General features: G+C 72.2%; 25 protein-coding genes. 13 read left to right on the top strand and 12 right to left on the bottom strand.

The genetic code is table 11. The annotated features are described in order from the left end of the window. Positions 1-161 precede the first annotated feature (161 nt). On the top strand, positions 162-329 hold the full coding sequence (locus IAG44_RS13625; RefSeq protein WP_187747395.1) for a DUF3117 domain-containing protein: 168 nt from the start codon (positions 162-164) through the stop codon (positions 327-329). A 68-nt stretch (positions 330-397) separates the two neighbouring features. Here the strand turns inward: IAG44_RS13625 and IAG44_RS13620 are convergent, their stop codons facing one another. Continuing rightward, positions 398-1,096: an O-methyltransferase gene (locus IAG44_RS13620; protein WP_281404336.1), complete on the bottom strand. Its 699-nt coding sequence runs from the start codon at positions 1,094-1,096 to the stop codon at positions 398-400. A 237-nt stretch (positions 1,097-1,333) separates the two neighbouring features. Between IAG44_RS13620 and sigE the strand changes: the two genes are divergently transcribed. From sigE to IAG44_RS13595, 5 genes are all read left to right on the top strand, one after another. Next, entirely contained in the window at positions 1,334-2,038 is a 705-nt protein-coding gene (gene sigE / locus IAG44_RS13615) for an RNA polymerase sigma factor SigE (protein WP_187747394.1), read from the top strand. Further along, positions 2,035-3,417 carry an anti-sigma factor family protein gene (locus IAG44_RS44745; RefSeq protein ID WP_425508447.1) on the top strand — a complete coding sequence of 461 codons (1,383 nt, stop codon included), beginning with the start codon at positions 2,035-2,037 and terminating at the stop codon, positions 3,415-3,417. The genes sigE and IAG44_RS44745 overlap by 4 nt, the downstream gene beginning before the upstream one ends. Before the next feature lie 613 nt (positions 3,418-4,030). Then, positions 4,031-6,451 carry a S1C family serine protease gene (locus IAG44_RS43500; RefSeq protein WP_246561686.1) on the top strand — a complete coding sequence of 807 codons (2,421 nt, stop codon included), beginning with the start codon at positions 4,031-4,033 and terminating at the stop codon, positions 6,449-6,451. A gap of 225 nt (positions 6,452-6,676) precedes the next feature. Then, positions 6,677-7,138, top strand: a complete 462-nt coding sequence (locus IAG44_RS13600) for a sec-independent translocase (RefSeq protein WP_187747393.1) — start codon at positions 6,677-6,679, stop codon at positions 7,136-7,138. Positions 7,139-7,261: 123 nt separating this feature from the next. Beyond that, positions 7,262-7,921, top strand: a complete 660-nt coding sequence (locus tag IAG44_RS13595) for a hypothetical protein (RefSeq protein ID WP_187752659.1) — start codon at positions 7,262-7,264, stop codon at positions 7,919-7,921. Between the two features lie 68 nt (positions 7,922-7,989). On the opposite strand, the gene IAG44_RS13590 is transcribed toward IAG44_RS13595, so the two are convergent. Genes IAG44_RS13590 through IAG44_RS13580 form a run of 3 tightly spaced genes read right to left on the bottom strand, consistent with a single transcriptional unit; the run spans position 7,990 to position 11,021 of the window. Continuing rightward, the gene (locus IAG44_RS13590) at positions 7,990-9,123 is read right to left on the bottom strand and encodes an Mrp/NBP35 family ATP-binding protein (RefSeq protein WP_187747392.1); all 1,134 of its coding nucleotides are present in this window, start codon (positions 9,121-9,123) and stop codon (positions 7,990-7,992) included. Between the two features lie 43 nt (positions 9,124-9,166). Then, on the bottom strand, positions 9,167-9,748 hold the full coding sequence (locus tag IAG44_RS13585) for a DUF1003 domain-containing protein (RefSeq protein WP_187747391.1): 582 nt from the start codon (positions 9,746-9,748) through the stop codon (positions 9,167-9,169). Next, positions 9,738-11,021 (bottom strand): magnesium transporter MgtE N-terminal domain-containing protein, encoded by a 1,284-nt coding sequence (locus IAG44_RS13580; protein ID WP_187747390.1) that lies wholly within the window; start codon positions 11,019-11,021, stop codon positions 9,738-9,740. Before IAG44_RS13580 ends, IAG44_RS13585 begins: the two co-directional genes overlap by 11 nt. 187 nt (positions 11,022-11,208) lie before the next feature. Here IAG44_RS13580 and IAG44_RS13575 point away from each other — a divergent pair, with 187 nt between their 5' ends. Further along, entirely contained in the window at positions 11,209-11,931 is a 723-nt protein-coding gene (locus IAG44_RS13575) for a hypothetical protein (protein WP_187747389.1), read from the top strand. A 48-nt stretch (positions 11,932-11,979) separates the two neighbouring features. Here IAG44_RS13575 and IAG44_RS13570 read toward each other — a convergent pair whose 3' ends face one another. Together IAG44_RS13570 and IAG44_RS13565 are read right to left on the bottom strand one after the other, a co-directional pair. Further along, a complete protein-coding gene (locus IAG44_RS13570) occupies positions 11,980-12,483 on the bottom strand; it encodes a hypothetical protein (RefSeq protein ID WP_187747388.1) in 504 nt (167 codons plus the stop codon). A gap of 9 nt (positions 12,484-12,492) precedes the next feature. Further along, complete coding sequence (locus IAG44_RS13565) at positions 12,493-13,611, bottom strand: magnesium and cobalt transport protein CorA (RefSeq protein WP_187747387.1); 1,119 nt, start codon at positions 13,609-13,611, stop codon at positions 12,493-12,495. A 456-nt stretch (positions 13,612-14,067) separates the two neighbouring features. On the opposite strand from IAG44_RS13565, the gene IAG44_RS13560 reads away from it, so the two are divergent. After that, on the top strand, positions 14,068-14,652 hold the full coding sequence (locus tag IAG44_RS13560; RefSeq protein ID WP_187747386.1) for a suppressor of fused domain protein: 585 nt from the start codon (positions 14,068-14,070) through the stop codon (positions 14,650-14,652). A gap of 23 nt (positions 14,653-14,675) precedes the next feature. Here IAG44_RS13560 and IAG44_RS13555 read toward each other — a convergent pair whose 3' ends face one another. After that, complete coding sequence (locus IAG44_RS13555; protein WP_187747385.1) at positions 14,676-15,923, bottom strand: MFS transporter; 1,248 nt, start codon at positions 15,921-15,923, stop codon at positions 14,676-14,678. Positions 15,924-16,081: 158 nt separating this feature from the next. Here IAG44_RS13555 and IAG44_RS13550 point away from each other — a divergent pair, with 158 nt between their 5' ends. From IAG44_RS13550 to IAG44_RS13540, 3 genes are all read left to right on the top strand, one after another. Next, complete coding sequence (locus tag IAG44_RS13550) at positions 16,082-16,723, top strand: DUF6758 family protein (RefSeq protein ID WP_187747384.1); 642 nt, start codon at positions 16,082-16,084, stop codon at positions 16,721-16,723. Between the two features lie 109 nt (positions 16,724-16,832). After that, a complete protein-coding gene (locus IAG44_RS13545) occupies positions 16,833-17,690 on the top strand; it encodes a PHP domain-containing protein (protein ID WP_187747383.1) in 858 nt (285 codons plus the stop codon). Between the two features lie 185 nt (positions 17,691-17,875). Continuing rightward, positions 17,876-18,481: a MarC family protein gene (locus tag IAG44_RS13540; RefSeq protein ID WP_187747382.1), complete on the top strand. Its 606-nt coding sequence runs from the start codon at positions 17,876-17,878 to the stop codon at positions 18,479-18,481. An 86-nt stretch (positions 18,482-18,567) separates the two neighbouring features. Here the strand turns inward: IAG44_RS13540 and IAG44_RS13535 are convergent, their stop codons facing one another. Next, positions 18,568-18,720 carry a hypothetical protein gene (locus IAG44_RS13535; RefSeq protein WP_187747381.1) on the bottom strand — a complete coding sequence of 51 codons (153 nt, stop codon included), beginning with the start codon at positions 18,718-18,720 and terminating at the stop codon, positions 18,568-18,570. Between the two features lie 196 nt (positions 18,721-18,916). Between IAG44_RS13535 and IAG44_RS13530 the strand changes: the two genes are divergently transcribed. After that, positions 18,917-19,813, top strand: a complete 897-nt coding sequence (locus tag IAG44_RS13530; protein WP_187747380.1) for an NYN domain-containing protein — start codon at positions 18,917-18,919, stop codon at positions 19,811-19,813. Positions 19,814-19,947: 134 nt separating this feature from the next. Here the strand turns inward: IAG44_RS13530 and IAG44_RS13525 are convergent, their stop codons facing one another. After that, positions 19,948-20,835, bottom strand: coding sequence for an alpha/beta fold hydrolase (locus IAG44_RS13525; protein ID WP_187747379.1), 888 nt, complete (start codon positions 20,833-20,835; stop codon positions 19,948-19,950). Positions 20,836-21,094: 259 nt separating this feature from the next. Next, on the bottom strand, positions 21,095-24,013 hold the full coding sequence (locus IAG44_RS13520) for a DEAD/DEAH box helicase (RefSeq protein ID WP_187747378.1): 2,919 nt from the start codon (positions 24,011-24,013) through the stop codon (positions 21,095-21,097). 514 nt (positions 24,014-24,527) lie between these two features. Between IAG44_RS13520 and IAG44_RS13515 the strand changes: the two genes are divergently transcribed. Further along, positions 24,528-25,280, top strand: coding sequence for a ferritin-like fold-containing protein (locus IAG44_RS13515; RefSeq protein ID WP_187747377.1), 753 nt, complete (start codon positions 24,528-24,530; stop codon positions 25,278-25,280). A 98-nt stretch (positions 25,281-25,378) separates the two neighbouring features. Here IAG44_RS13515 and IAG44_RS13510 read toward each other — a convergent pair whose 3' ends face one another. Continuing rightward, positions 25,379-25,648 (bottom strand): hypothetical protein, encoded by a 270-nt coding sequence (locus IAG44_RS13510; RefSeq protein ID WP_187747376.1) that lies wholly within the window; start codon positions 25,646-25,648, stop codon positions 25,379-25,381. A gap of 161 nt (positions 25,649-25,809) precedes the next feature. After that, the gene (locus IAG44_RS13505) at positions 25,810-26,034 is read right to left on the bottom strand and encodes a DUF3107 domain-containing protein (protein WP_010350493.1); all 225 of its coding nucleotides are present in this window, start codon (positions 26,032-26,034) and stop codon (positions 25,810-25,812) included. Between the last annotated feature and the right edge of the window lie 52 nt (positions 26,035-26,086).

Below are 26,086 nucleotides of genomic sequence, written 5' to 3'. Positions count from 1 at the left end.
CGATGCCGTCCGAAGTTGGTCATCGGGTCCTGAGATGCGGGATAATGGCTTGGAAGCAATGTGTTCGATGCCGGTGTCGCGTGTCCCACGCAGGACCGCGCGTGCCCTCCCAGGGGCCGTCGGCTTTGACGGTGAAGCTGGTTTCAGGAAGGGGAACGAGCATGGCGGCCATGAAGCCGCGGACGGGCGACGGCCCGCTTGAGGTGACCAAAGAGGGGCGGGGCATCGTCATGCGCGTTCCCCTCGAAGGCGGCGGGCGGCTCGTCGTCGAGCTGACCCCTGACGAGGCCCTGGCGCTCGGTGAGGCCCTCAACAAGGTCGTCAGCTGACGCGACAGTGCCCCTACGGCAGCCCCGGCATCGCACGCGGTGCCGGGGCTGTCGTTTTCGCGGCCGGCTCAGCGCTTGACCGCGCACAGCAGCCCGTCGCCCACCGGCAGCAGCGACACCACCAGCTCCGTGCTCTCGCGCACCGCGCGCAGCAGCTCGCGCACGCGCGCCACCTCCGTCGGCTGGGGACCGGAGTCGACGGTGCGGCCGTTGGCGAAGACGCCCTCGAAGACGACCAGCCCGCCGGGCCGCAGCAGGCGCAACGATTCAGCTAGATAGTCGAGCAGCTCCAGCCGGTCACCGTCGCAGAACACGAGGTCGTAGCCGGAGTCGGCGAGCCGCGGCAGCACGTCCAGCGCGCGCCCGGGGATGAACCGCGCCCGGTTGCTGGCGAACCCGCACGCGCGAAACGCCTGCCGCGCGAACTGCTGGTGCTCCGGCTCGGGGTCGACGGTCGTCAGGACCCCGTCGGGACGCATGCCGTGCAGGAGGTGCAGACCGGAGACGCCGGTGCCGGTGCCGATCTCGGCGACCGCCTTCGCGTCGACCGTGGCGGCGAGCAACCGCAGCGCGGCGCCCGTGCTGGGCGACACCGAGCGCAGCCCTGCCTCACGGGCCCGGTCACGGGCCCAGCGCAGTGCGTCGTCCTCGGCGGCGTAGGCGTCGGCGAACGCCCAGCTTGCCTGCCGGTTGCCGGTAATGACCCTCTCCTCATCCCCACGATGTGCTTCGGCGTGACTGTATCCGCTGCGGGCGGGAACCCGCAGATGGGACCGCGCGTTTGAAGGGGTGGGAACGGTGATGGGGGGACACAGTTGGATCACGACGGCGGGCGGGGCGGCGGCGCCGGGCGGACGCAGCCGTATGAGCCGTATCAGCCCAGATCAAATTCAGGTAAAACCGCTTATCCGGAGCTAACGGGCGAGGTGGCTATGGTAGGGGCTCCACTGGACACCACCAGAGCCGACAGGGGAGGTGCGGCCCAGTCTGTGGATCGGGGAGGAGTGCTCCGGCGCTTTCTCGGATCGGCGGGCAGGCCGAAATCCGTGAACGACACCGCTGACCACAGCCACGCCGGCGACTACGCCCAGACCGCGACCTTCTCCACCGACGCGGACGGGCAGGCGTGGACTCCGCCCACGTGGGAGGAGATCGTCAGCACGCACAGCGGCCGCGTCTACCGCCTGGCCTACCGCCTGACGGGCAACCAGCACGACGCCGAGGACCTGACGCAGGAAGTCTTCGTCCGCGTCTTCCGCTCCCTGTCGACCTACACGCCCGGCACGTTCGAGGGCTGGCTGCACCGCATCACCACCAACCTCTTCCTCGACATGGTCCGCCGCAAGCAGCGCATCCGCTTCGACTCCCTCGGCGAGGACGCAGCGGAGCGCCTGGCCAGCAAGGAGCCGACCCCCCAGCAGCTCTTCAACGACGCCCACTTCGACGCGGACGTCCAGCAGGCGCTGGACACCCTCGCGCCCGAGTTCCGCGCGGCCGTCGTCCTGTGCGACATCGAAGGGCTCTCCTACGAGGAGATCGCGGCGACCCTCGGCGTCAAGCTCGGCACCGTCCGCTCCCGGATCCACCGGGGCCGCTCCCAGCTGCGCAAGGCCCTCGCACACCGCTCTCCCCAGGCGCGGGAGGCCGAGCGGCGGCGCACGTTCATGGCCCGTGTCCCCGTGCTGGGAGGAGGGGGCGCGACCGCGTGAGTGGACTCGGTGGCTCCAGGCCCAAACCTCCCGCGGGACGGCATCTCGCGGAACAGCATCTCGGTGACCGGCTCTCCGCCCTGGTGGACGGGGAGCTGGGCCATGACGCGCGCGAGCGTGTCCTCGCGCACGTCGCGACCTGCTCCAAGTGCAAGGCGGAGGTCGACGCGCAGCGTCGGCTGAAGAGCGTCTTCTCCGAGGTCGCCCCGCCCGCCCCCTCCGCGAGTTTCCTCGCCCGCCTTCAGGGGCTGCCCGGGGGTGACGACACGGCCGAGGGAAGCGGGCCGCTCGGTCCGGGCGGGCTCCCCGGTGAACGCGGCTCCAGATTCGGCTCCCGGGGGTTCGCGGGGCTCGGTGGATTCGGCGGGAACAGGGGCTCCGGCGGGTTCGGCGGGGCCGGGAACTCGGGCGGGTTCGGCGGCGCCGGGGACTCCGGCGCGCTCGCCGGGTCCGGCGACTCCGGAGTGCTCGGCGGAGGCCGGGGCGCCGGGGGCTTCGGCGGAGCCGGTGGTGGCGGTGTCTTCGGGGAGTCCGGGGCACTCGCCGGGCCCGGTGTGCTCGGGGGCGGGGCCTCCGGGTCCGTCTTCGAGTTCGGGTACCTGGCGGGGGAGGAGCACGGGAGGGCGGGCGAGGGTGTCTCGTCGGCGGCCGGTGTGAACGGGGCTGCCGAGGGCGAGGGGCGTTCGCCGGGTGCGGGTGCGGCCGGTTCGGCTGGCGGGGCTTCGGCTCCGTCCGCGCGGTCCCGGGCCGGCGCGGACGCCGGTGCCCGGAACCGTGCCGGTACCAGGGCCGGTGCCGGGGCTTCGGCCCGGTCCGCGCGGGTCCAGGCCGACGCCGATGTCAACGCCAGTGCCAATGCCGTCGCCTTCTCCGCCTCCGTCGCCGAGAAGGGCTTCCGGGTGCACGCCGTCGGGCGGGGCGAGGAGCGGTCCCGCAGCATGCGGTTCGCGTTCGTCGCCGCCGGCGCGGTGTCGCTCGCGGCGATCGCGCTGGGCGGGGTGACCGGTTCGGCGCCGGTCGACCAGACGACCGAGGCGAGGGGTGGCACGGGCAGCAACGTGACGCCGTCCAGGGCACCGGGCGCGGGGGCGGCTGCCCCCGACTCCCGGCGCCGGTCGGCCGGGCCGCTGCTCTCCCAAGGGGGCCAGGGCGTCCTGCGTGACACCCCGGCCGCGCCCGTCGAGGTGTCCGCACCGCTGCTGCCGGGGATCCCGACGCCGGTGTCCGCACGCCACGAGCAGACGCTACGCGCGCTGACGGCACCCGTCGTCGCGGGCGCCGCCGCCATGTCCCCGCTGATACGCCCCCTCTCCGCGACCTGGCCCACGACCCCCGGGCTCCTGTCCCCCGGCACGGCCTCCGCGCCCGAGGCCCGCTGAACGCTGACGCCGACGCAGCCCCGGCGTTCGGGGCGCGTGGGCCGTGGGCCGGGGTAGAGGGGCGTCCGGGGCGTGTGGCCGTGAGCCGGGGTGAAGGGGCGACAGGTAGCCCGCCGGTCTGGTCGACGGCGATCCCCCCGACCCGTCCCGCTCGAAACGGCGTGGGGGAGCGCACACCGGGCCCCGCGCCTCGGCCCGAGTCGTCGGATCCGTCGGCCGAGCCCTGGGCGGCGGGCGCCGACGCACACGAGCGTCACCGCACCGCATCGGCACACCGACGCCCGCGAGCAGCAGGTAAGACGGCCGGACGACCCCCGCCCCGCCCCCGCCCCGCCTCCGGCGCCCCGCACGGCCGCACCACCCTGCGGGACGCCACCCCTGCGCACGGTGACCCGACCTGGTTGAATCCAGCGAGAACCCGCGTCCACGCCTACCCGGCCGGACGCGCAGACGACGTCCGACCAGCCGTCCAGGTGTCCGGCTCCGGTCGGCTGGTGGGGAGAGCATGGACGAGGAGCCGAGGACACCGGACGGCACGGGAGCGTCGCGGAGGGGCGGAGAAGCTGTGGGCCATGGGGCCGGGGAACCCGAAGTTGTCGAAGGAGCGGCGGATTTGAGGGCTGGGCAGACGGACGAGACCGACGGCGACTTCGAGCTGGCCCGCCCCGAAGAGGCCCGCCCCGAGGAGGGCGGCACGCACCACGAGCCGAGCCGTCCGGAGAGCCAGGAGGAGCCGACGGTGTCGCTGATGAAGGAGGAGCCCGGACCCACGAGGACACCGGCCACCCCTGAAACCCCCGCACGACCCCTCGCCGGGGAGGCACCGGACACCCCCGCAGCTCCCGCACAGTCCCTCGCCGGGCAAGCCCCGGCCGCCCACGCGGCCTCCGCCCAGCCCTCTGCCGGGGAGGCACCCGGCGCCCTCGCAGCTCCCGCGCAGGCCCTCGCTGGGCAAGCCCCGGCCGCCCACGCGGCCTCCGCCCGGCCCTCTGCCGGGGAGGCACCCGGCGTCCTCGCAGCTCCCGCGCAGGCCCTCGCTGGGCAAGCCCCGGACGTCCACTCCCCAGTCCTCGCCCAGCCCTCCGCCGGGGAGGCACCCGGCGTCCCCGCAGCTCCCGCGCAGGCCCTCGCTGGGCAAGCCCCGGACGTCCACTCCCCAGTCCTCGCCCAGCCCTCTGCCGAGGAGGCACCCGGCGCCCTCGCAGCTCCCGCGCAGGCCCTCGCCGGGGAAGCCCCGGCCGCCCACGCCCCAGCCCTCGCCCGGCCCTCTGCCGAGGAGGCACCCGGCGTCCCCGCAGCTCCCGCGCAGGCCCTCGCCGGGGAAGCCCCGGCCGTCCCTGTGGCCTCCGCCCGGCCCTCTGCCGGGGAAGCCCCGGACGTCCACGCCCCAGCCCTCGCCCAGCCCTCCGCCGAGGAGGCACCCGGCGTCCCCGCAGCTCCCGCGCAGGCCCTCGCCGGGGAAGCCCCGGCCGTCCCTGTGGCCTCCGCCCGGCCCTCTGCCGGGGAAGCCCCGGCCGCCCACGCCCCAGCCCTCGCCCAGCCCTCCGCCGAGGAGGCACCCGGCGTCCCCGCAGCCCCCGTCCAGCCCCCCGCCGCAGGGGCGGCACCGGACACCCCCGCCCCCCAACCACCCCTCACCCGCCTCCCGGAGCCCTCCGCGCTCGACCAGCCCCACGCCCACGCCTCCACCCCTGCCCCCGACCACCCCAGCCCTAGCCCTCACACCCCCTCCCACATCCCCGACCCCTCCCCACACCCCCTCCACACCGCCGACGCCTACAGCACGCCCCCCTACGGTCACCCGGGCCCCTGGGCCCCCGCTCCGCCGGTCCAGCACCCCGGTGCCACGAGCGGCGGTGACCCCTGGGCCCGCTACGACCCCTGGGCGGCGTCCCCGTTGCAGCAGACCGGCGGGAGTGTGCCCAGTGAGGCGCAGCGGAAGCGGGAGCGGCGGAAGGGGCTGATCGCGGGCGCGCTGCTGCTGGCGCTGGTCTCCGGCGGCCTGGGCGGCATCGTAGGCGTCCAGTTGGAGCGGAACGGCATCGGCGGGATCGAGCTGCCGCAGGCACCGCCCGCGCCGAGCGGACGGGACGCCGACAGCGTCGCCGGGATCGCGGCGAGGGCGCTGCCGAGCGTCGTGACGCTGCATGTGAAGGGCGGCGGCGAGTCGGGCACCGGCACGGGCTTCGTGCTCGACGACCGGGGCTACATCCTGACCAACAACCACGTCGTGAAGCCGGCGGGCAGCGGCGGCGAGATAACGGTCGTCTTCAACGGCGGACAGGCGGTCGAGGGCGAGATCGTCGGCCGGGACGCCGGCTACGACCTCGCGGTCGTCAAGGTGAGGGGCGTGCGGAACCTCACCCCCCTTCCCCTCGGCAACTCCGACGGCGTGCAGGTGGGTGACCCGGTCGTCGCGATCGGCGCCCCCTTCGACCTCTCCGGCACCGTCACCTCCGGCATCATCAGCGCGAAGGAACGTCCGATCACCGCGGGCGGCGACGGCAGCGACGTGTCGTACGTGGACGCGCTCCAGACGGACGCGCCGATAAACCCGGGAAACTCCGGCGGCCCCCTCCTGGACGCCCGCGGCCAGGTCATCGGCATCAACTCCGCGATCCGCTCGGCGGGCGGCACCGACGAGGGGACCGGCCAGGCGGGATCCGTCGGACTCGGTTTCGCCATCCCCGTCAACCAGGGAAAACGCATCGCCGAGGAGCTGATCGCCAACGGCAAGGCCACGCATCCGGTGATCGGGATCACCCTGGACCTCGCGTACGAGGGCGAGGGCGCGCGGGTGCGGACGGACAGCGGGGAGGCCGGTCCGCCGGTGAGCGTCGGCGGGCCCGGCGACCTCGCGGGGATCGAGCCGGGGGACGTCATCACCGAGGTGGACGGCAAGCCGGTCGCCTCCAGCGACGAACTCATCGTCAAGGTCAGGGCGCACCGGCCGGGCGACAAGCTGGAGCTGACCGTCGTCCGCAAGGGGAAGCCGATGACGTTGTCGCTGGTGCTGGGGACGGCGGGCGGGTGAGAAAACGGTGGGCGTGGGAACTGACGGAAACCTCACAGAGGGCCCGCACAGGCCCTTCGCCCTGGGCAAACATCCAGGAAAACCCCCCGTCCGGGACGGTTTGGAAGGGTCCGGGCGGTACCGGTCCGACAGGTGTGACAGGTACCGTGGACGCGGCCCGGACCACGGAAGAACCCGCCGGCACCGCGGAGGGCCGAGGACCGCGGACATCGCAAGGAGCTTCAGGTGTTCAATGACATAGGACCGCTTGAGCTGGTGACCCTCGCTGTCCTGGCCGTGCTCATCTTCGGTCCGGACAAGCTCCCCAAGGTCATCCAGGACGTGTCGCGGACGATCCGTAAGATCCGCGAGTTCTCGGAGAGCGCCAAGCAGGACATCCGGACCGAGCTGGGCCCCGAGTTCAAGGACTTCGAGTTCGAGGACCTGAACCCCAAGACGTTCATCCGCAAGCAGCTGGAGAACGACGACCTGGGGCTCAAGGAGATCCGCAACGGGTTCGACCTGAAGAAGGAGATGGCGGAGGTCGCCGACGCGGTCCACACGACCGCCGAGTCCGCCGCCACGCCCCTTCCCCCCGGCAAGGTCGACATGACCAAGCCCGACACCACCCCGGACGCCCCCAGGACCGACCTCACGAAGAAGCCGACCGACGACGGCCGGCCCCCCTTCGACTACGACGCCACCTGAGCCGTGCGCCCGGGGCGCTCACCCGGGTGGATATGCTGCCGAGTTGTTGTGCGGACCTGACGCGTGCGCCCGAAGGGGGGCGGGCCGGACGGGTCCGCCGAGAGCGAGGAGGCGTCCGGGCAGATGGAGACGACGAGTCGAGCGGTCGCGCAGGCGCCGGTCACGGAGGGCGGACAACCCGTCCCCTCCGCCCGGCGCACCGTCGACGGCTTCCTGGAGGCGCCCTTCCCCTGGTACGGCCTCGACGAGGCGTTCACGGGGCGCCGCTGGCTGATGCAGGTCGGCACGGCGGCTGACGGCGCCGTCGAGCACGGGTCCGTCGGACACGGCGACGAGCCGTCCGTCCGGCACGAGACCGCCGGTGAGGACCGGGGCAAGTTCGCGGTCGTCGTGACCGTCGCGGCGAATCCGTCCCGCCGCAGCGCCGACGGCACGGGCCTGCTGGAGGCGACGTCCGTGTCGTCCGCCGCGTGGCTCGCCGGGGTCGGGCTGCTGTCGTTCACCTGGCCCGGCCAGATGGACCACAGCCTGCGCGACGACTGGCTGGACCAGCAGACCGAGACGGCCTGGGTCCTCGCGGACGACCTCGACGGGGAGGACTGGTCGACCCTGACCCTCCCGGTCGACGGGGTGCCCACCCCGTTCCACTACCGGGAGTCCGAGTTCGGCTGGGTGCTCGCCGGGTCCACCCAGCAAGGGGTGCACCTCGGGGCCTACGGGCGCGGGATGAGCGCGTACGGGCTGGGGTTCTCGACCATCAAGGACATCGGCGAGTACGCGTAGCGCCTGCTCGCCGGGGCGCGGAGCCGCACATCGGTACAGCCCCGCGCCCCTGAAAGCCAAAGGCTCTTTCAGAACTTGTTCTTCGGCGTGATCCCCAAGGACAGCCCCGAAAGCCCCCGCTGCCTGCCGCCCAGCTTCCCCGCGATGCCCCGCAGCGCGGCGCCCGCCGGGCTCTCCGGGTCCGTCAGGACGACCGGCCTGCCGTCGTCGCCGCCCTCGCGGAGACGGACGTCGATCGGGATCGAGCCGAGGACCGGGACCGTGGCGCCGGTCGTGCGGGTCAGGCCGTCCGCGACCAACTGGCCGCCGCCCGTGCCGAAGACGTCCAGCATCTCGCCGCAGTGCGGGCAGGGCAGGCCGGACATGTTCTCGACGACGCCGACGATCTTCTGGTGGGTCTGGACGGCGATGGACCCGGCGCGCTCGGCGACCTCGGCGGCGGCCTGCTGAGGCGTCGTCACCACCAGGATCTCGGCGTTGGGGACCAACTGCGCGACGGAGATCGCGATGTCACCGGTGCCGGGCGGGAGGTCCAGCAGCAGGACGTCCAGGTCGCCCCAGTAGACGTCCGAGAGGAACTGCTGGAGCGCCCGGTGGAGCATCGGCCCACGCCAGACGACGGGCGTGTTGCCCGGCGTGAACATCCCGATGGAGATGACCTTCACGCCGTTCGCGGACGGCGGCATGATCATGTTCTCGACCTGGGTCGGCAGACCGTCCGCGCCAAGCATCCGGGGCACCGAGTGGCCGTAGATGTCGGCGTCGACGACACCTACCTTGAGGCCGTCGGCGGCCATCGCGGCGGCGAGGTTGACCGTCACGGACGACTTGCCGACGCCCCCCTTGCCGGAGGCGACCGCGTAGACGCGGGTGAGGGAGCCCGGCTTCGCGAAGGGCACCTCGCGCTCGGCCTGGCCGCCGCGCAGCGCGTTCGCCAGCTCCTTGCGCTGCTCGTCGCTCATCACGTCGAGCGTGACGTCGACCCGGCTGACGCCGTCCAGCGCGGCGACCGCGTCCGTCACGCGCTGCGTGATCGTGTCGCGCATCGGGCAGCCGGAGACGGTCAGATACACCGCCACCGCGACCACGCCGTCCGCGCCGATCTCCACCGATTTGACCATCCCCAGCTCGGTGATGGGCCGGTTGATCTCGGGGTCGTTCACCGTCGCCAGTGCCTCGCGCACCGCGTCTTCGCTAGCCATACAGACGATGGTACGGCGGCCGCGGTGGTCCCCCACACGCCCCTCAGCGGTCGTCTACGTCACGCAGAGATGACCGTTCCGCCGGGAATACGACGTGCCCGTCCCTGCGCTCCTCCAGCTCCTTGACGAGGTCCTGCAGCTCGGACCTGATCCAGTCCCGGGTCGCCACCTCCCCGAGCCCGATCCGCAGCGCGGCGATCTCCCGCGTCAGGTACTCGGTGTCCGCGATCGACCGCTCGTTCTGCTTGCGGTCCTGTTCGAGGTTGACCCGGTCCCGGTCGTCCTGCCGGTTCTGCGCGAGCAGGATCAGCGGGGCGGCGTAGGACGCCTGGAGGGAGAGCATCAGCGTGAGGAAGATGAACGGGTAGTTGTCGAACCGCAGGCCCGCCGGCGCGAAGATGTTCCACAGCACCCAGGCGACGATGACGACGGTCATCCAGACGATGAACCGCCCCGTCCCCAGGAACCGCGCGATCCGCTCCGACAGCCGCCCGAACGCCTCCGGGTCCCACTCGGGCACCAGCCGCCGCCGGGGCGATTTCGGCTGGTCGAGCCTCACCCGCACCCGGTTCTTGGCCTCCGGCGTCGCCCCGGCCCGCTTCCGTCCCGTGGTGTCAGACGCCATCGGTCACCGTCTCCTCCCCGAAGTGGAACTCCGTCTCGCGCCAGTCCTGCGGCAGCATGTGGTCCAGCACGTCGTCCACCGTCACCGCGCCCAGCAGCGACCCCGACTCGTCGACGACCGGCGCCGCGACCATGTCGTACGTCGCGAAGAACCCGGCGACCTCGGGCAGCGCGGCGTCCGGGTCGAGGGGCCGCAGGTCGTCGTCGATGATCGAGCCGACCAGCGTGTACGGGGGGTCGCGCAGCAGGCGCTGGAAGTGGACCGTGCCGAGGTACTTGCCGGTCGGCGTCTCGTCGGGCGGGCGGCAGACGTAGATCTGCGCGGCCAGCGCGGGGGAGAGGTCGGGTTCGCGGATGCGGGCGAGCGCGTCGGCGACGGTCGCGTCCGGGCGCAGGATGATCGGCTCGGTCGTCATCAGACCGCCCGCCGTGTGCTCCTCGTAGGTCAGCAGGCGCCGCATGTCCGCCGCGTCGTCCGGCTCCATCAGCGACAGCAGCCGCTCCTGGTCGGCCTCGGGCAGCTCGGCGAGCAGGTCGGCCGCGTCGTCCGGGTCCATCGCCTCCAGGACGTCCGCCGCGCGCTCCTCCTTCAGCTTGCCCAGGATCTCGATCTGGTCGTCCTCCGGGAGCTCTTCGAGGACGTCGGCGAGGCGGTCGTCGTCGAGGGCCGCCGCGACCTCGCCGCGCCGCTTGGCGGAGAGGTGGTGCAGGACGTTCGCCAGGTCCGCCGGGCGCAGTTGCTCGAACGTCGCGAGCAGGTTCTCGGCGCCCTGCCCCTCCTCCTCCAAGGAGATGCCGTCGACGGCGGCCCACTCCACGGTCACCGCCTCGCCCTTCGCCCTGCGGAACGCGCTCGCCCTGCGTCCCTTGCGCAGGAAGACGCGGTCCACCTCCCACTCCCTGCGGGACGGCAGCTGCTGCACCGACAGGTCGAGGACGGTCGCCTCCTCGCCGGACTCCGCGAGGGTGACGCGGCGGTCGAGGAGTTCACCGAAGACCAGGCGCTCGGTCGGACGCTGCTCGAAGCGGCGGACGTTCAGGACGCCGGTCGTCAGGACCTGGCCCGACTGCACGCCGGTCACCCGCGTCATCGGCAGGAAGATCCGGCGGCGGGTGGACAGCTCGACGACCAGGCCGAGCAGCCGGGGCGCTCTGCGGGCGGGACGCAGCATGACGACCAGGTCGCGGACGCGGCCGACCTGGTCGCCGTTCGGATCGAAGACGGCGATGCCGGAGAGGTGCGAGACGAAGATCCGGGGGGCGCCGGCTGCCATGACTGGGGTTCCTTTGCAATGGTCCGGAATGTCGGCTCGGGAGGGCTTAAGGCTAGCCCGTCCCGATCGGATACGCGCTGGTGAGTGGGGTGGAAGGACCGCGTCCGCCGGGTCTTCGCGACCCCGGTACGCTGCCGTACGCCGCCCCCCGCTTCTGCTCAGACCGCGCTGAAAGTGAGCGTCCTCCGTGACCGTTTCCGCCCCGGCCCGTACCCGCACCGCGCTGCTGGGGGCGGTGTGCGCGCTCGCCCTCGGGGTCAGCGGCTGCGGCGAGGATCCCGACGCGGGCACCAACGGGGTCGGCAAGCTCGGGGCGGACAAGATCCACGAGCGGGCGCGGACGGCGGCCTCCTCGGCCGGCGCCGTGCGGCTGTCCGGGACCGTCCTGACCAGCGGGCGGACGTACCGTCTCGACATGCGGCTCAAGGAGGACGGCGGCACCGGGACCGTCTCCTCCCAGGGCACGACCTTCCAGCTCCTGCGCGTCGGCGAGGAGCTGTACCTCAAGGCCGACGCCGAGTTCTGGAAGCAGGACGGCGACGCGACCGCCGCCGCCGGCAAGCTCGACGGCAAGTACGTCAAGATCCCCTCCGGCGATCCCTCGTACACGAAGTTCAGCGGCTTCACGGACAAGGACCTCCTCCTCGACGCGCTCCTGGCCCTTCACGGGTCCCTCTCCAAAGACGGTCATCACGAACAGGCGGGTACCCGCACGATCAGAATTACGGGTGACAAGGGCGCCGGCGGCACGCTGGACGTCTCCCTGAAGGGGGAGCCGTACCCCCTGCTCCTCCAACGCGCGGGCAGCGCGGGCTCGTTGGCGTTCTCGTCGTGGGGGCAGGACTTCACGCTCACCGAACCGCCGAAGGACGAGACCGTCGACTACGGGAAGCAACTACCGGCGTCCTGAAGGGGATTCAGGGATCGGGGGGCAGGGATCGAGGGGGGTTCAGGGACGTCACCGGCGTTTCTTGAACAGCAGGCGGGGGACCGCCGCCGGGATCGGTTCCCTGGTCGTCGCCGGGGTGGGCACCGGCCGCGCCGCCAAGTCCCCTTCCGGCGCGGGCAGGGTCTCGCCCGTCGGCTCCAGGCGCAGCAGCCGGCACTCCCTCGCCCATCTCCCCACCATCGCCTCGCCGTCGGGGGCGTTGAGGCGCTTGGTCTTCAACTCCGCTACGGCCGCGTCCCATTCGGGGGTGCCCGGCTCGACGCGCGCGACCTGGGCCGTCCACGTCACCAGGCGGCCCCCCTTGTCCTTGCTGCGGACCGTCACCTCCGCCGTGCCCCCCTCCGAGAGCCCGGTCAGAGGCTGTTCGCCGGGGCCGTCGCCCAGGACGTGGGCCGCGCCCTCGTGCCAGGCGTGCCACAGCGGGCGGGCGGGGGCGTCGGAGCCCTTGACCCAGACGAGGCCGGACTTCTTCGTGGCCTCTTCGACGAGGGCCCGGTTCAGGGGGGACGTCATGGCGTCAGCCTAGAGCCAGCCGTTGCGCTTGAGAGTGCGGTGGATGCCGAAGCACATGGTCACGATGACGGCCATGACCATCGGGTAGCCGTACTTCCAGCGCAGCTCGGGCATGTGGTCGAAGTTCATGCCGTAGACCCCGCAGACCATCGTCGGGACGGCGATGATCGCGGCCCACGACGTGATCTTGCGCATGTCCTCGTTCTGCGCGACGGACGCCTGCGCGAGGTTGGCCTGGAGGATGGAGTTGAGGAGTTCGTCGAACCCGAGCACCTGCTCCTGGACGCGCGCGAGGTGGTCGGCGACGTCCCGGAAGTACTTCTGGATGTCGGGGTCGACGAGCCGCATCGGCCGCTCGCTCAGCAACTGCATCGGACGCAGCAGCGGCGACACCGCCCGCTTGAACTCCAGCACCTCACGCTTGAGTTGGTAGATCCGGCTGGGGTCGGTCCCGCGCGGCGACCCGTTGCGCCCCGGCGAGAACACCTCCGTCTCCACCTCGTCGATGTCGTCCTGGACGGCGTCCGCGACGGCGATGTACCCGTCGACGACGTGGTCGGCGATGGCGTGCAGCACGGCCGAGGGGCCCTTCGCGAGCAGCTCGGGGTCGTCCTGGAGCCGGTGGCGCAGGGCCCGCAGCGAGCCCTGCCCGCCGTGCCGCACGGTGATGACGAAGTCCTTGCCGGTGAAGCACATGACCTCACCGGTCTCCACGACCTCGCTGTTCGCGTCGAGCTGCGCGTGCTCGACGTAGTGGATGGTCTTGAACACCGTGAACAGGGAGTCGTCGTACCGCTCCAGCTTCGGCCGCTGGTGCGCCTGCACGGCGTCCTCGACGGCGAGCGGGTGCAGCCCGAACTCGCTGGCGATACCGGCGAATTCGGCCTCGGTCGGCTCGTGCAGCCCGATCCACACGAACCCGTTGGAGCGGCGCACCTGACGCATCGCCTCGTGCGGGGTGAGCGTCCCGTCGTGCGGGACGCGCGCGCCGTCCCGGTAGATCGCACAGTCGACGACGGCCGACGGCGTCGCGGGGTCGCGGGTCGTGTCGTACGTGCCGCTCTGGGGGTCGGCCTTGCGGTCCTTGCGCAGGGAGGTCGCGGCCCGCAGGCTGTGGATCATGGACATGGCAGGGCTCCTTCGCATCGGTGGCGCATCCGGTGACGAATGGCCACGCCGACGGGTGGAACTGCCCGGAATGAGGACGTCCTGAGCGTGAGGATGTTTGGCACGTCCACAAAGCGGGGAGCACCGCACCGTCGCGGCGGCTTGCTTCAGGCTTCAGCGAGTCGAACTTCAGCGAGTTGAAACGAAGTGCTCTTCCGCAGAGGGGATTTCCACAGAGGGAAAGTGAAGAGAAGGACGCGGTCGCGTCAGTGGCGGGAAGAGCGAGTGGTACTGCACGGGTGACTTCGATCCATGACAGCCCCACCTCCTCCGGCCGGTCCCTCGTAAGGGAGATCCTGGTCGTACGGGCCTGATACGCGTGAACACGGCGGCCCAGAACGACTCGGCAAGAGTATCAGCAGACAGAAGTGTCAAGGTGCTGCTTTGCCCCGTACTGACGAGTTCTATGCTCGCGGCATGGCAGAAGTTCTTCCCCTGGTCGAGGCCCGGTTGCTCACGGCGCTGGGCGAACCGGACGCCCGCGCGGCGGTCACCTTCCTCGGCACCGACCGCGTCGAGGTCCTCCGTTTCCAGCGGGACGGCGTCGTCCGCTACGCCACTCTCGGCATGTCCGCGAGCCCCATGAACGACCCCAACTCCTTTGCCGCCGACCCCGTCAAGGGGCCGCGCGCCGAGCTGGTCCTGTCGGTGCGCGCGGGAGTCGCCGACACGGACAAGGTCCTGCGCCCCCTCGCGGTCCTCGCCGCGTCCCCGCAGGTCGAGGGCGTCGTCGTCGCCCCCGGCGCCTCGCTGGACGTCGGCGAGCCCCTGTGGCCGGGCGCCCCCTTCACCTCCGTCCTCGTCGCCGAGCCCGGCGGTCTCGTCGAGGACCTGGAACTCGACGCCCCCCTCGACCCCGTCCACTTCCTCCCCCTGCTGCCGATGACCCCCAACGAGGCCGCCTGGAAACGCGTCCACGGCGCGCAGGCGCTCCAGGAGCGCTGGCTGACGAACGGGACGGACCTCCGGGACCCGGCCCGGACGTCCGTCCCGCTGACGTGACCGTCAGGTGATCGAACTCACCGTCAGTTCGCGAAGACGGTGACCGAATCCCGCGTCGCGTGCTCGGTGCGGTGGTCCTCGGCCTCGTGAGTGAGCGCCTTGCGGCGGACGACGACCACGGCCGCGCCGATGACCGCCGTCACCGCCGCCACCACGAACGGCATGTGGAGGTCGGACCACTCCTCGATCTTCGGCGCGAAGTACGGCGCCGCCGCTGCCGCGAACCAGCGGACGAAGTTGTAGCCCGCGCTCGCCACCGGGCGCGGCGCGTCGGAGACGCCGAGCGCCAACTCGGTGTAGACGGTGTTGTTGACGCCGATGAACGCGCCGGACAGGACGGTGCAGACGACCGCCGTCACGTGGTCGCCGTACCCGAGGACCAGGACGTCGGCCGCGAGCAGGACCAGGGAGCCGCCGAGCACCTTCAGCGAACCGAACCGGGCCTGCAGGCGCGGGGCGACGACGACGGAGAACAGGGCGAGCAGCAGACCCCAGGCGAAGAAGACGGCGCCCGATTTGTAGGGCGTCATGTCGAGGACGAACGGGGTGAAGGCCAGCACTGTGAAGAACGTGTAGTTGTAGAAGAACGCCGAGACCGCGGCCGAGGCGAGCCCGCCGTGGCCGAGCGCCTTCAGCGGGTCCAGGACCGAGGTCTTCCTCGCCGGCTTCGGCTGCTCCTTCAGGAACACCGCGATGCACAGGAAGCCGACGGCCATCAGGAACGCCGTCCCGAAGAACGGGTAGCGCCAGCTCGCGTCGCCCAGGAGCGCGCCGAGCAGCGGGCCGCAGGCCATGCCGAGGCCGAGCGCCGACTCGTACAGCAGGATCGCCGCCGCGCTGCCGCCCGCCGCCGCGCCGACGATGACCGCGAGGGCCGTCGAGACGAACAGGGCGTTGCCGAGGCCCCAGCCCGCGCGGAAGCCGACGAGTTCGGCGACCGAGCCGGAGGTGCCGGCGAGCGCCGCGAACAGGACGACGAGGGCGAGGCCGGCCAGCAGGGTCTTCCTGCCGCCGATGCGGCTGGAGACGAAGCCGGTGATCAGCATCGCGAACGCGGTGATCAGGAAGTACGACGTGAACAGCAGGGAGACCTGACTGGGCGTCGCCTCCAGGCCCTTGGCGATCGACGGGAGGATCGGGTCGACCAGGCCGATGCCCATGAACGCGACGACCGAGGCGCCGGCCGTCGCCCACACGGCCTTCGGCTGCCTCAGCAGGCTCCCCGGTCCGTCGTCTCCCTCGTCGAACGGGTCCTTGCTGTCGTCCTTCATCTCGGGTGTCCCTCCGTCGGACGAGAAGGTTGGTGTTTACATATACTATGTTAGCTCTGCTAATTAATGCAAGCTGCATCTACTTTCGTCCGGGGTGGGGCTTCGGATGGGTGATCTCCGCTTGACGCGGGCCAGGGAGGGTAGGACCGTGGGGCTCTATGAGGGGCGAACCCAGTTGCCCGAAGTGTGGTGGCCGGGTCAGGGCTCCCGGTCTCTTCGCCGATACCTGGCAGTGCGCTGCCCATGGCACGGTGCACCCGGTCCAGCCCGTGATCCCGCCCAGCGTCGAGGGCCTAGGCGTGGTGGTGCACCGCACCCAGGTACCCGTGTGGATGCCGTGGCCGCTGCCCGTGGGGTGGCTGTTCACCGGCGTCGCGTGCGCCGGTGACGACCGCACCGGCGGGCGCGCGACGGCCGTCGCCTGCACCGGTCCCGGTCCGCTCGGCGGCATGGGCGAGCTGATCCTCGTCGCCGAGGAGCTGGGGGTCGGCCTCGGCGCCCGCTACGCCGGCATCGACGGGCCCGACCCCGGGCCGCACCTCGACGTCGAGAAACCCCCGCAGGTCAAGGTGCTCGCCGCCGGGCGGCCGACCCCGCTGTGGCACGTCGCCAAGGCGCCGGACGACCGGGCCGTGTTCGCGGGGGAGGCGCTGGGGATGTGGCTGTGGGCCGTGGTGTGGCCCGAGCAGTCGGGGTTGCTGATGTACGACGAGCTGGTGCTGACGGATCTGCGGGACGCGGGGGCGGAGGTGGAGATGGTGCCGTGCGGGGCGTTGTCGCCGCGGCTGCTGGGGCCGTGAGTTTGCGGTAAGGGGTGACCTGGAGGGTGGGGTGTGACAATCGTATGCGCCGGGACGGTTATTCTTAGGTCACCCCCGTCCCGTCCGTCACCCGTCTGGAGTACGCATCGTGCGCATCGACCTGCACAGCCACTCCACCGCGTCCGACGGCACGGACACCCCCGCCGAGCTGGTCCGCAACGCCGCTGCCGCGGGGCTCGACGTCGTCGCCCTCACCGACCACGACACGACCCGCGGGTACGCCGAGGCCGTCGCCGCGCTGCCCGAGGGGCTGACCCTGGTCACCGGCGCCGAGCTGTCCTGCCGCGTCGACGGCGTCTCCCTGCACATGCTGGCCTACCTCTTCGACCCCGACGAGCCGGCCCTCCTCGCCGAACGCGAACTCGTCCGCGACGACCGCGTCCCGCGCGCCCAGGCGATGGTCGCCCGGCTTCAGGGACTCGGCGTCGACGTCACCTGGGACCAGGTCGCCCGCATCGCCGGTGACGGCTCGGTCGGCCGTCCCCATGTCGCGGCGGCCCTCGTCGAGGCCGGGGTGGTGGCGACGGTGGGTGACGCCTTCACGGAGGAGTGGCTGGCCGACGGCGGACGCGCGCACGTCGCCAAGCACGAGACGGACCCCTTCGAAGCGGTCCGGCTGGTCAAGGCGGCCGGCGGCGTCACCGTCTTCGCCCACCCCGGCGCCGCCAAACGCGGCCTCACCGTCCCCGACGCCACCATCGCGGAACTGGCCTCCGCCGGTCTCGACGGCATCGAGGTCGACCACATGGACCACACGCCGGAGACGCGTGCGCGGCTGCGGGGGCTGGCCCGGGAGCTGGGGCTGCTGGTGACGGGGTCCAGCGACTACCACGGCAGCCGCAAGACCTGCGTGCTCGGCGAGTACACGACCGATCCCGAGGTGTACGGCGAGATCACGCGCCGGGCGTGGGGCGCGTTCCCGATCCCCGGGGCGGGCGGAGCCTGATCATGACGCGGGGCCGCTGACGGCCCCGTGTGCTCGGCCGGGGCGTGCGGCGGATTCTGCGGCGGGCCTCGGCTTCACTACGGCGGGCCCGCGGCTTCACTGCGGCCGGCCCCCGGTTTTCCCGCGGCTTCGACGATCGTCCGCGCCCCCATCCACTCACCCGCACCACACCCCAAGGCACCCCCATGTTCGACCCCGCCGTCTTCGGCTCCCTCTTCCTCACCCTCTTCGTCATCATGGATCCCCCGGGAATCACCCCGATCTTCCTGGCCCTCACCTCCGGCCGCCCCGCCAAGATCCAGAAGCGCATGGCGTTCCAGGCGGTCTGCGTGGCCGGCGGTGTGATCACGGTGTTCGGGCTGCTGGGCCACCAGATCCTGAACTACCTGCACGTCTCGGTCCCGGCGCTGATGATCGCGGGCGGACTGCTGCTCCTGCTCATCGCCCTGGACCTGCTGACGGGCAAGAGCGACGAACCGAAGCAGACCAAGGACGTCAACGTGGCCCTGGTCCCGCTGGGCATGCCCCTGCTGGCCGGCCCCGGGGCGATCGTCTCCGTGATCCTCGCGGTCCAGAAGGCGGACGGTGTGGCGACCCAGACGTCGGTGTGGCTGGCGATCCTCGCGATCCACCTGGTCCTGTGGCTGGTGATGCGGTACTCGCTGCTCATCATCAGGCTGATCAAGGACGGCGGCGTCGTCCTGGTGACCAGGCTCGCGGGCATGATGCTCTCGGCGATCGCGGTCCAGCAGATCATCAACGGCGTGACCCAGGTGATCCGCGCGTCCTGAGGCGCCCGGGCACGCACAGAGCCCCCGCGCGGTACGAGGACCGCGCGGGGGCTCTGAAGTGTGTACGCCCGCGAGACGCTACGACGTCACGAAGCGGGGCTGTCTGCCGGGCGGATCCACAGGCGCTGTCCGATCGCGGCGGCGTCCTGAACGATCCGGTTGACGGAGGCGGCGTCCACGACAGTGCTATCCACGGGCGTGCCGTCGATGTCGTCGAGTCGCAGGATTTCGAAGCGCACGGCTTCTCCCTTCGTCTGGTCATCCTCCTGAGGAGAATCGCTGTTACACGAGGAGTCAACGTGGCTCGTGTTACGAACATTCCCTACGCTAAGGAAATTTTTCGAACAACTAACTACTAAGGAGTAGGGAAAGGAGTGGGGGAGACTGAACGGGATCGGTTGTGTTCGCTGCGTGACCGACGGGACAATGGGCGGGATGAGTGACGACCTCGGGGCCCTCGCAGCCCGCATCGACCGGACGAACGACCTGCTCAGACGGGTACTCGCCGAGGTGGCGAAGACGCCCTCGACGCACGCGATCTTCGTCGACGCGGGCTACCTCTACGCCGCCGCCGGCCGCCTGGTCGCCGGGACCGAGGACCGAAGAGCCTTCGAGCTCGACGCCGAGGGGCTACTGGAGGCGCTGATCGACCGAGCTCGCACGGTCTTCGCGGACAGCAGGCTCCTCCGGGTCTACTGGTACGACGGCGCGCGGCGCCGCATCCACACCGCCGAACAGCAGTCGATCGCGGAGCTTCCCGACGTCAAGGTTCGCTTGGGCAACCTCAACGCCAACAACCAGCAGAAGGGCGTCGACTCCCTGATCCGCACGGACCTCGAATCCCTCGCCCGCCACCGCGCGATCAGCGACGCGGTCCTCCTCGGCGGCGACGAGGACCTGGTCTCGGCGGTCGAGGCCGCCCAGGGGTACGGGGCGCGCGTCCACCTGTGGGGCATCGAGGCGCCGGACGGCCGCAACCAGGCCGAGCCGCTGCTGTGGGAGGTCGACAGCCAGCGCACCCTCGACCTCGAATTCTTCAAGCCGTATGTCGCCCGCCGGACCGCCATCCCCCACGAGGCGCAGGGCGCGGCTCGGCCCACCCGGGAGGACGTCCGCTTCGCCGGTGCCCAGATCGCGGCGAAGTGGCTGGTCGAACGGGGGCGTGCGAGCGTCGCCGATCTCCTGCCGGGCCATCCCTATCTGCCCGGCTCCGTCGACCAGGACCTTCTCGTCGAGGCCGAGGGGATTCTTCAGTACTCGCTGCGGGGGCAGGCGGATCTGAGGCGGGCTCTGCGGGACGGGTTCTGGGACCATGTGCGGACGCAGTATTGACGGGGTTGATTCGGCGGGGATGCGTTTGGGTGGCTGCGAGGGTTGTTGGCGCGCGGAGGCCGACGGCTCGCGGGTGAGGGCTCCTGGCATGCTCCTCCGGCTATGAGGCTGGCCCTCGGCGGTCTGCGGTGCGCCTACCCTTCCTGTGTGTCCTGTGTGTCCTGTGTGTCCTGTGCGTCCCAGAAATCCGCCAACGCCTCGGCCGTGGCGAGTGGTTGGTCCTGGTTCGGTGAGTGTTCGGCGCCCTCGACGACCGTGCGCCGGGCGGACAGGCGTGCGGCCATCTCGTCCAGCAGGGGCACCGGCCAGGTGTCGTCGCTGGACCCCGACAGGACGTGCAACGGCAGCCCCAGTGCGGCAAGTTCGGCGACGCGGTCCGGTTCGGCGCACAACTGACGTCCCGTGACGAGTAGTTGCGCCGGCTTGTGACTCGTCCAGCGTTCGCGCATCAACTCCGGTGTCCCGAACCCCTTCGCGGGTCCGCCGACGTCCTCCGGCGGCCCCATCGCGACGATCACCTCCCACACCTGCGCCATGGTCATCCCGGCGGCGAGCGCCGCGTGCAGCAGGCCGACGCGCTCCTTCTGCGAGTCCGAGATCTCCGCCGGGCCCGACGACATCAACGTCAGGCTGCGGAACGGGGTGTGGTCCAGCAGCACCGCCGCCCGCGCGACCTGCCCGCCCATGGAGTGCCCGAGCAGATGCACCGGCCCGCCCGCCAACTGGGCCTGCGCGAGTACGTCCTTGGCCAACTCGCCCTGCGCGTAAGGGGATTCGTCCGCCTCGGGGCCGTCCGACTCGTACTGTCCCCGGCCGTCCACGGCGATCGTCCGGTACCCCCGCGCCGCCAACGGGCCTTGCAGGAAGTGGAAGTCCTCCTTGCTGCCGGTGAACCCGGGCAACAACAGGGCCACCCCTCGGAACGGCACGGACTCCCCGGCCGGCGTGTCGACCGCCGCGAAGTCGCCGCGCTGCGTGTGAAGGGTGACGGCTCGGGCCGTGCGAGGAAGGGGGAAGCTCACGAGGGGAGCGTATCCAGGGGGTTCGGGAGGGGGCGAGCAGGGGCCTGGGTACGGCGATGGCCTGGCGGCCTCGCGCACGCCGATGGGCCCGGCGGCCTCGCGTACGCCGATGGTCTGGCGGCTCCGCGTACGCCGATGGTTCGGCTGTCTCGCGTATGGCGACGGCCCTGCGTATGCCGACGGCCCGGCGTACGCCGACGGCCCGGCCCCCTGTTGCGCGGGGGCCGGGCCGTCGGCGGTACTGCGTTGCTGCTGGCGCTCAGCCGTCCGTGGGCTCCACGGCGGCCGTCTTCCGCGTCCGACGCGGCTTCACCACCGGCTCCTCCGTCGCCTGCGCCGGGATCTCCGCCGTGGCGGCGGCTTTCCGGGTCGTGCGGCGGCGGGGCGCGGGCGTCACGGCCTCGACCGGGGCATCGGCCATGGCTTCCGCTGCGGGCGCGGTTTCGGCGGCCTTGGTGGCGGCTGTCTTGCGCGTGCGGCGCGGCTTGGGGGCCTCTTCGGTGCCCTCGGCCGTGTCGACGGCTTCCGTCGCCTTGGCGGCAGTGGTCTTGGCGGCGGCGGTCTTGCGGGTGCGGCGCGGCTTGACCTCGGCCTCAGCTTCGGCCGGTGCCTCGGCGGCGGGCGCGGTTTCGGCCGTCTTGGTGGCGGCTGTCTTGCGCGTGCGGCGCGGCTTGGGGGCCTCTTCGGTGCCCTCGGCCGTGTCGACGACCGCTTCGGCGGCCTTGGCGGCAGCGGTCTTCCGCGTCCGTCGGGGCTTCGCCTCCGTGGCCTCGACCGTCTCGGCGACGGCTTCGGCGGCCTTGGTGGCGGCGGTCTTCCGCGTGCGACGCGGCTTGGCCTCGGCCTCGGCCTCGGCGACCGGCGCGGCTTCGGCGACGGGCGCCGCCTCCGCCGTCTTCGCGGCGGCTGTCTTGCGCGTGCGCCGGGGCTTCGCCTCGACTACGTCCGCGACGGCCTCGGCAGCCTCCGCCGGGGCGGCGGTCTTGCGGGTCCGGCGCGGCTTGGCCTCGGCCTCAGCTTCGGCCGGGGCTTCGGCGGCGGGCGCGGTCTCGGCGGCCTTGGTGGCGGCCGTCTTGCGCGTGCGGCGCGGCTTGGGGGCCTCCTCGGTGCCCTCGGCCGTGTCGACGGCTTCCGTGGCCTTGGCGGCAGCGGTCTTCCGCGTCCGCCGGGGCTTGGCCTCGGCCTCGGCCGGTGCCTCTGCGACCGGCGCGGCCTCGACGGCGTCCACGGCTTCGGCAGCCTTGGCGGCGGCTGTCTTGCGCGTGCGACGCGGCTTCGTCTCGACCGCCTCGACGGCGTCCGCGACAGCCTCCGCCGGGGCGGCGGCGGTCTTGCGGGTCCGACGCGGCTTGGCCTCAACCTCGGCCGGTGCCTCCGCGACGGGCGCGGCCTCGACGGCGTCCACCGCTTCGGCGGCCTTGGCGGCAGCCGTCTTGCGGGTCCGGCGCGGCGCGGGCGCCGTCACCTCGGGCGCGGTCTCGACGACCGGCGCGGGCTCGGCCACCGGCGCGGTCTCCACGACCGTCGTCTCCGGCACGGCCTGCGCCTGCTCGGCACCCCGGCGCGTCCGTGTACGGCGGCGGGAACCGGCCGGAGCCGTGCCCTCGGCGGTCGCGACGGCGGCCTCGGCGGCAGGCGCCACCGGCTCGACGGAGACGGACGGCGTCGACGGCGCCGTCACGACCGCGTCCTGACCCGACCCGCCCCGCGTGCGACGGCGACGGCGCGGCGTACGCGCACCAGGCGCCGCCTCCTCGGCGACACTCGGCTGCTGCTGCTGCGCGGGCGCGGCGGCACCCTGCTCCAGCGGCGACCCGCCCCGCGTACGGCGACGGCGGCGCGGCGTGCGCGACGGACGCTCGGCACCGGCCTCGGCGGGCGCGGACTCGCCCCGCCCGCCACGACGGTCCCGGTCACCGCCACGGTCCCGGTCGCCGCCACGGCGGTCCCGGTCCCCGCGGCCGCCCCGGCCACGGCTGCGGCCGCCCGGCTCGCCCAGGTCCTCAAGCTCCTCGGCGTCGAGGCCCGCGCGCGTGCGCTCGGAACGCGGCAGGACACCCTTCGTGCCGGCCGGGATGTTCAGGTCCTCGAAGAGGTGCGGGGACGTGGAGTACGTCTCCGGCGGGTCGTTGAAGCCCAGCTCCAGCGCCTTGTTGATGAGCTGCCAGCGCGGGATGTCGTCCCAGTCGACGAGCGTGATCGCCGTACCCGAGGCGCCCGCGCGACCGGTGCGGCCGATGCGGTGCAGGTACGTCTTCTCGTCCTCGGGGGACTGGTAGTTGATGACGTGGGTCACGTTCTCGACGTCGATGCCGCGCGCGGCGACGTCGGTGCAGACGAGGACGTCGACCTTGCCGTTGCGGAACGCGCGCAGCGCCTGCTCACGTGCCCCCTGGCCGAGGTCGCCGTGGACCGCGCCGGAGGCGAACCCGCGCCGCTCCAGCTGCTCGGCGATGTCGGCGGCCGTCCGCTTCGTGCGGCAGAAGATCATCGCCAGCGCCCGGCCCTCGGCCTGGAGGATGCGGGCGACCATCTCGGGCTTGTCCATCGAGTGCGCGCGGTAGACGTGCTGCGCGATGTTCGCGACGGTCGCGCCCTCGTCGTCCGGCGCGGTCGCGCGGATGTGCGTGGGCTGCGACATGTACCGGCGCGCGAGGCCGATGACCGCGCCCGGCATGGTCGCCGAGAACAGCATCGTCTGACGCCGCGCCGGCAGCATGCCGATGATCTTCTCGACGTCGGGCAGGAAGCCCAGGTCGAGCATCTCGTCGGCCTCGTCGAGGACCAGGCACTTGACGTGCTTGAGGTCGAGCTTCTTCTGCCCCGCGAGGTCCAGCAGCCGCCCGGGGGTGCCGACGACGACGTCGACGCCCTTCTTCAGGGCCTCGACCTGCGGTTCGTACGCGCGCCCGCCGTAGATCGCGGTCACGCGCACGTTACGCACCTTGCCGGCCGTCAGCAGGTCGTTCGTCACCTGCGTGCACAGCTCGCGCGTGGGGACGACGACGAGGGCCTGCGGAGCGTCCGTCAGCGCCTCGGGGGCGGCGCGGCCGGCCTCGACGTCGACGGGGACGGTGACGCGCTCCAGGAGCGGCAGACCGAAGCCCAGCGTCTTGCCGGTGCCCGTCTTGGCCTGGCCGATGATGTCCGTGCCGCTGAGGGCGACGGGGAGGGTCATCTCCTGGATGGGGAAGGGGTTGGTGATGCCGACGGCTTCCAGGGCCTCGGCGGTCTCGGAAAGGATTCCGAGATCTCTGAACGTCGTAGTCAGGGTGCTGCCTCTTCTGTGTACGCGGTGCGAGGCGAGCGCGGGGGTCTTTGACGGACCGTGCCGGGGACGTCGGCTGCCTTACGGACCAGCCGTAGGGCACGGGACCTCTGCCGACGCTCTAGCGCTCGTACCGCTGAGGGTCCCTCCGGACGGTCCGTACGCGATGTGCCGCACGGAACAGGAGGGCTGTCGGGTCGGAGCCGATCGGGCCAGCGACCGGGCATCCTCATACATGGGCCTGCGAGGTACGGGGAGGTACCAGCAGGCGCATTACCACCATACCCCGGAATCGTGCACATGTGATGGCCGATTCGGTCACGTCATGGTTCTCCTGGGGAACGACCCCGACAACCGCCGGTTCCTGTAAGGGCCACGACCCCGAGAACCGTCGGGGATCACGGCGTCCGGTCGGCGGACTATTGTGCGTTTCATGACGACGTCTGACCACGCCAACGAGTCCGCCGAAACCCCCGAGCACACCGGCATCGCCGCCCAGAACTGGGACCAGGCGGTCGGTGAACCGCAGTACCGGGCCGCCGTCGTGGACCTCCTCGGAGCGCTGGCCTACGGCGAACTCGCGGCGTTCGAACGACTCGCGGAGGACGCGAAGCTCGCGCCGACGCTGGCCGACAAGGCGGAGCTGGCGAAGATGGCGTCGGCCGAGTTCCACCACTTCGAGCGGCTGCGGGACCGGCTCACCGAGATCGGCGCGGAGCCGACCGAGGCGATGGACCCCTTCGTCGCCGCGCTCGACGGCTTCCACCGGCAGACCGCGCCCTCCGACTGGCTGGAGGGCCTGGTCAAGGCGTACGTGGGCGACTCGATCGCCAGCGACTTCTACCGGGAGGTCGCGGCCCGCCTGGACTCCGACACGCGCGCGCTGGTCCTCGCCGTCCTCGACGACACCGGGCACGCCGGGTTCGCCGTCGAGCGGGTGCGGGCCGCCATCGAGGCCGACCCGCGCGTGGGCGGGCGGCTCGCCCTGTGGGCGCGGCGGCTGATGGGGGAGGCCCTGTCGCAGTCCCAGCGCGTGGTGGCCGAGCGCGACGCCCTGTCGACCATGCTGGTCGGCGGCGTGGCCGACGGGTTCGACCTCGCGGAGGTGGGGCGGATGTTCTCGCGGATCACCGAGGCGCACACGAAGCGGATGGCCGCGCTGGGGCTGGCGGCGTAAGGGCGGTACGGGGTTCGTCGGCGTACGGGGGCGCCGGCGTACGGCTCGTCGGCATGGGGCTCGTCGGCGTGGGGGCGTTCGCGCTCACGCCCGGCGGCTCACGCCGGGATCGATCGCTCCCGGAGTCTTCCCGCCGACGGGCGCAGCAGCAGGGAGAGCGAGGCCGTGCTCATGACGGCCGCGCCCAGCAGGCTGAGCAGGAGGCCGGAGGCGAGGGCCGTGTGGGTCAGGAAGTCGCCGAAGAGGGCACCGGCGACGCCGGTCGGCAGGACCAGCGTGGGGGCGGGAAGGCGGTGCGGGAGGCGGCGGAGAGCCGCCCACGCGAGCGCGAGGCCGAGCACCGCGGAGGCGAGCGCTTCGAAGATCATTGTGGGTCCCTCCCGTACGGCCGTCCCGTGCACCAGGGTTACAGCCGTCCTACCCGTGACCTGCGGAATGCAATCCTCCCCTGTGCGTGGGATGTGCTCCGTCCGTGAAGAAACGATCAAGGGCCCGGCGACGTGAAGTCGCCGGGCCCTCGTCGTGTGCCTTACGCGCCGAAGCCCACCTTGCGCGGGGCCGGCTCGCCGAGCTCCACGTAAGCCAGCCGGTCCGCCGGGACCAGGACCTTGCGCCCGTGGTCGTCCACGAGGCTGAGCAGCGACGACTGGCCCGCCAGTGCCTCGGCCACCGCCCGCTCGACCTCCTCGGCACTCTGACCGCTCTCCAGAACGATCTCGCGGGGCGCGTGCTGCACGCCGATCTTGACCTCCACGGCTATGTCCCTCCGACGGTCACGAGGTGCGCGGGCGTCCGCGCCGTACGCT

This window comes from Streptomyces roseirectus (assembly GCF_014489635.1).
Taxonomy (GTDB): domain Bacteria; phylum Actinomycetota; class Actinomycetes; order Streptomycetales; family Streptomycetaceae; genus Streptomyces; species Streptomyces roseirectus.
The sequence above is the reverse complement of the archived record's forward strand: the minus strand, read 5'-3'. Positions and strand labels throughout refer to the sequence as shown.

What these genes read in the sequence shown, in the direction of transcription:
- IAG44_RS13580 (WP_187747390.1), bottom strand. Translation starts at nt 11,021, where the DNA reads ATGGCAGCCGGCGCCCCCCGGATCTTCGTCTCGCACCTCTCCGGCATC.
- IAG44_RS13590 (WP_187747392.1), bottom strand. Translation starts at nt 9,123, where the DNA reads ATGGCTAGCGAAGACGCGGTGCGCGAGGCACTGGCGACGGTGAACGAC.
- IAG44_RS13625 (WP_187747395.1), top strand. Translation starts at nt 162, where the DNA reads ATGGCGGCCATGAAGCCGCGGACGGGCGACGGCCCGCTTGAGGTGACC.
- IAG44_RS13550 (WP_187747384.1), top strand. Translation starts at nt 16,082, where the DNA reads ATGAGGGGCGAACCCAGTTGCCCGAAGTGTGGTGGCCGGGTCAGGGCT.
- IAG44_RS13555 (WP_187747385.1), bottom strand. Translation starts at nt 15,923, where the DNA reads ATGAAGGACGACAGCAAGGACCCGTTCGACGAGGGAGACGACGGACCG.
- IAG44_RS13530 (WP_187747380.1), top strand. Translation starts at nt 18,917, where the DNA reads ATGAGTGACGACCTCGGGGCCCTCGCAGCCCGCATCGACCGGACGAAC.
- IAG44_RS13570 (WP_187747388.1), bottom strand. Translation starts at nt 12,483, where the DNA reads ATGACGTCCCCCCTGAACCGGGCCCTCGTCGAAGAGGCCACGAAGAAG.
- IAG44_RS13585 (WP_187747391.1), bottom strand. Translation starts at nt 9,748, where the DNA reads ATGGCGTCTGACACCACGGGACGGAAGCGGGCCGGGGCGACGCCGGAG.
- IAG44_RS13560 (WP_187747386.1), top strand. Translation starts at nt 14,068, where the DNA reads ATGGCAGAAGTTCTTCCCCTGGTCGAGGCCCGGTTGCTCACGGCGCTG.
- IAG44_RS13520 (WP_187747378.1), bottom strand. Translation starts at nt 24,013, where the DNA reads ATGACCCTCCCCGTCGCCCTCAGCGGCACGGACATCATCGGCCAGGCC.
- IAG44_RS13565 (WP_187747387.1), bottom strand. Translation starts at nt 13,611, where the DNA reads ATGTCCATGATCCACAGCCTGCGGGCCGCGACCTCCCTGCGCAAGGAC.
- IAG44_RS13540 (WP_187747382.1), top strand. Translation starts at nt 17,876, where the DNA reads ATGTTCGACCCCGCCGTCTTCGGCTCCCTCTTCCTCACCCTCTTCGTC.
- IAG44_RS13595 (WP_187752659.1), top strand. Translation starts at nt 7,262, where the DNA reads ATGGAGACGACGAGTCGAGCGGTCGCGCAGGCGCCGGTCACGGAGGGC.
- IAG44_RS13510 (WP_187747376.1), bottom strand. Translation starts at nt 25,648, where the DNA reads ATGATCTTCGAAGCGCTCGCCTCCGCGGTGCTCGGCCTCGCGCTCGCG.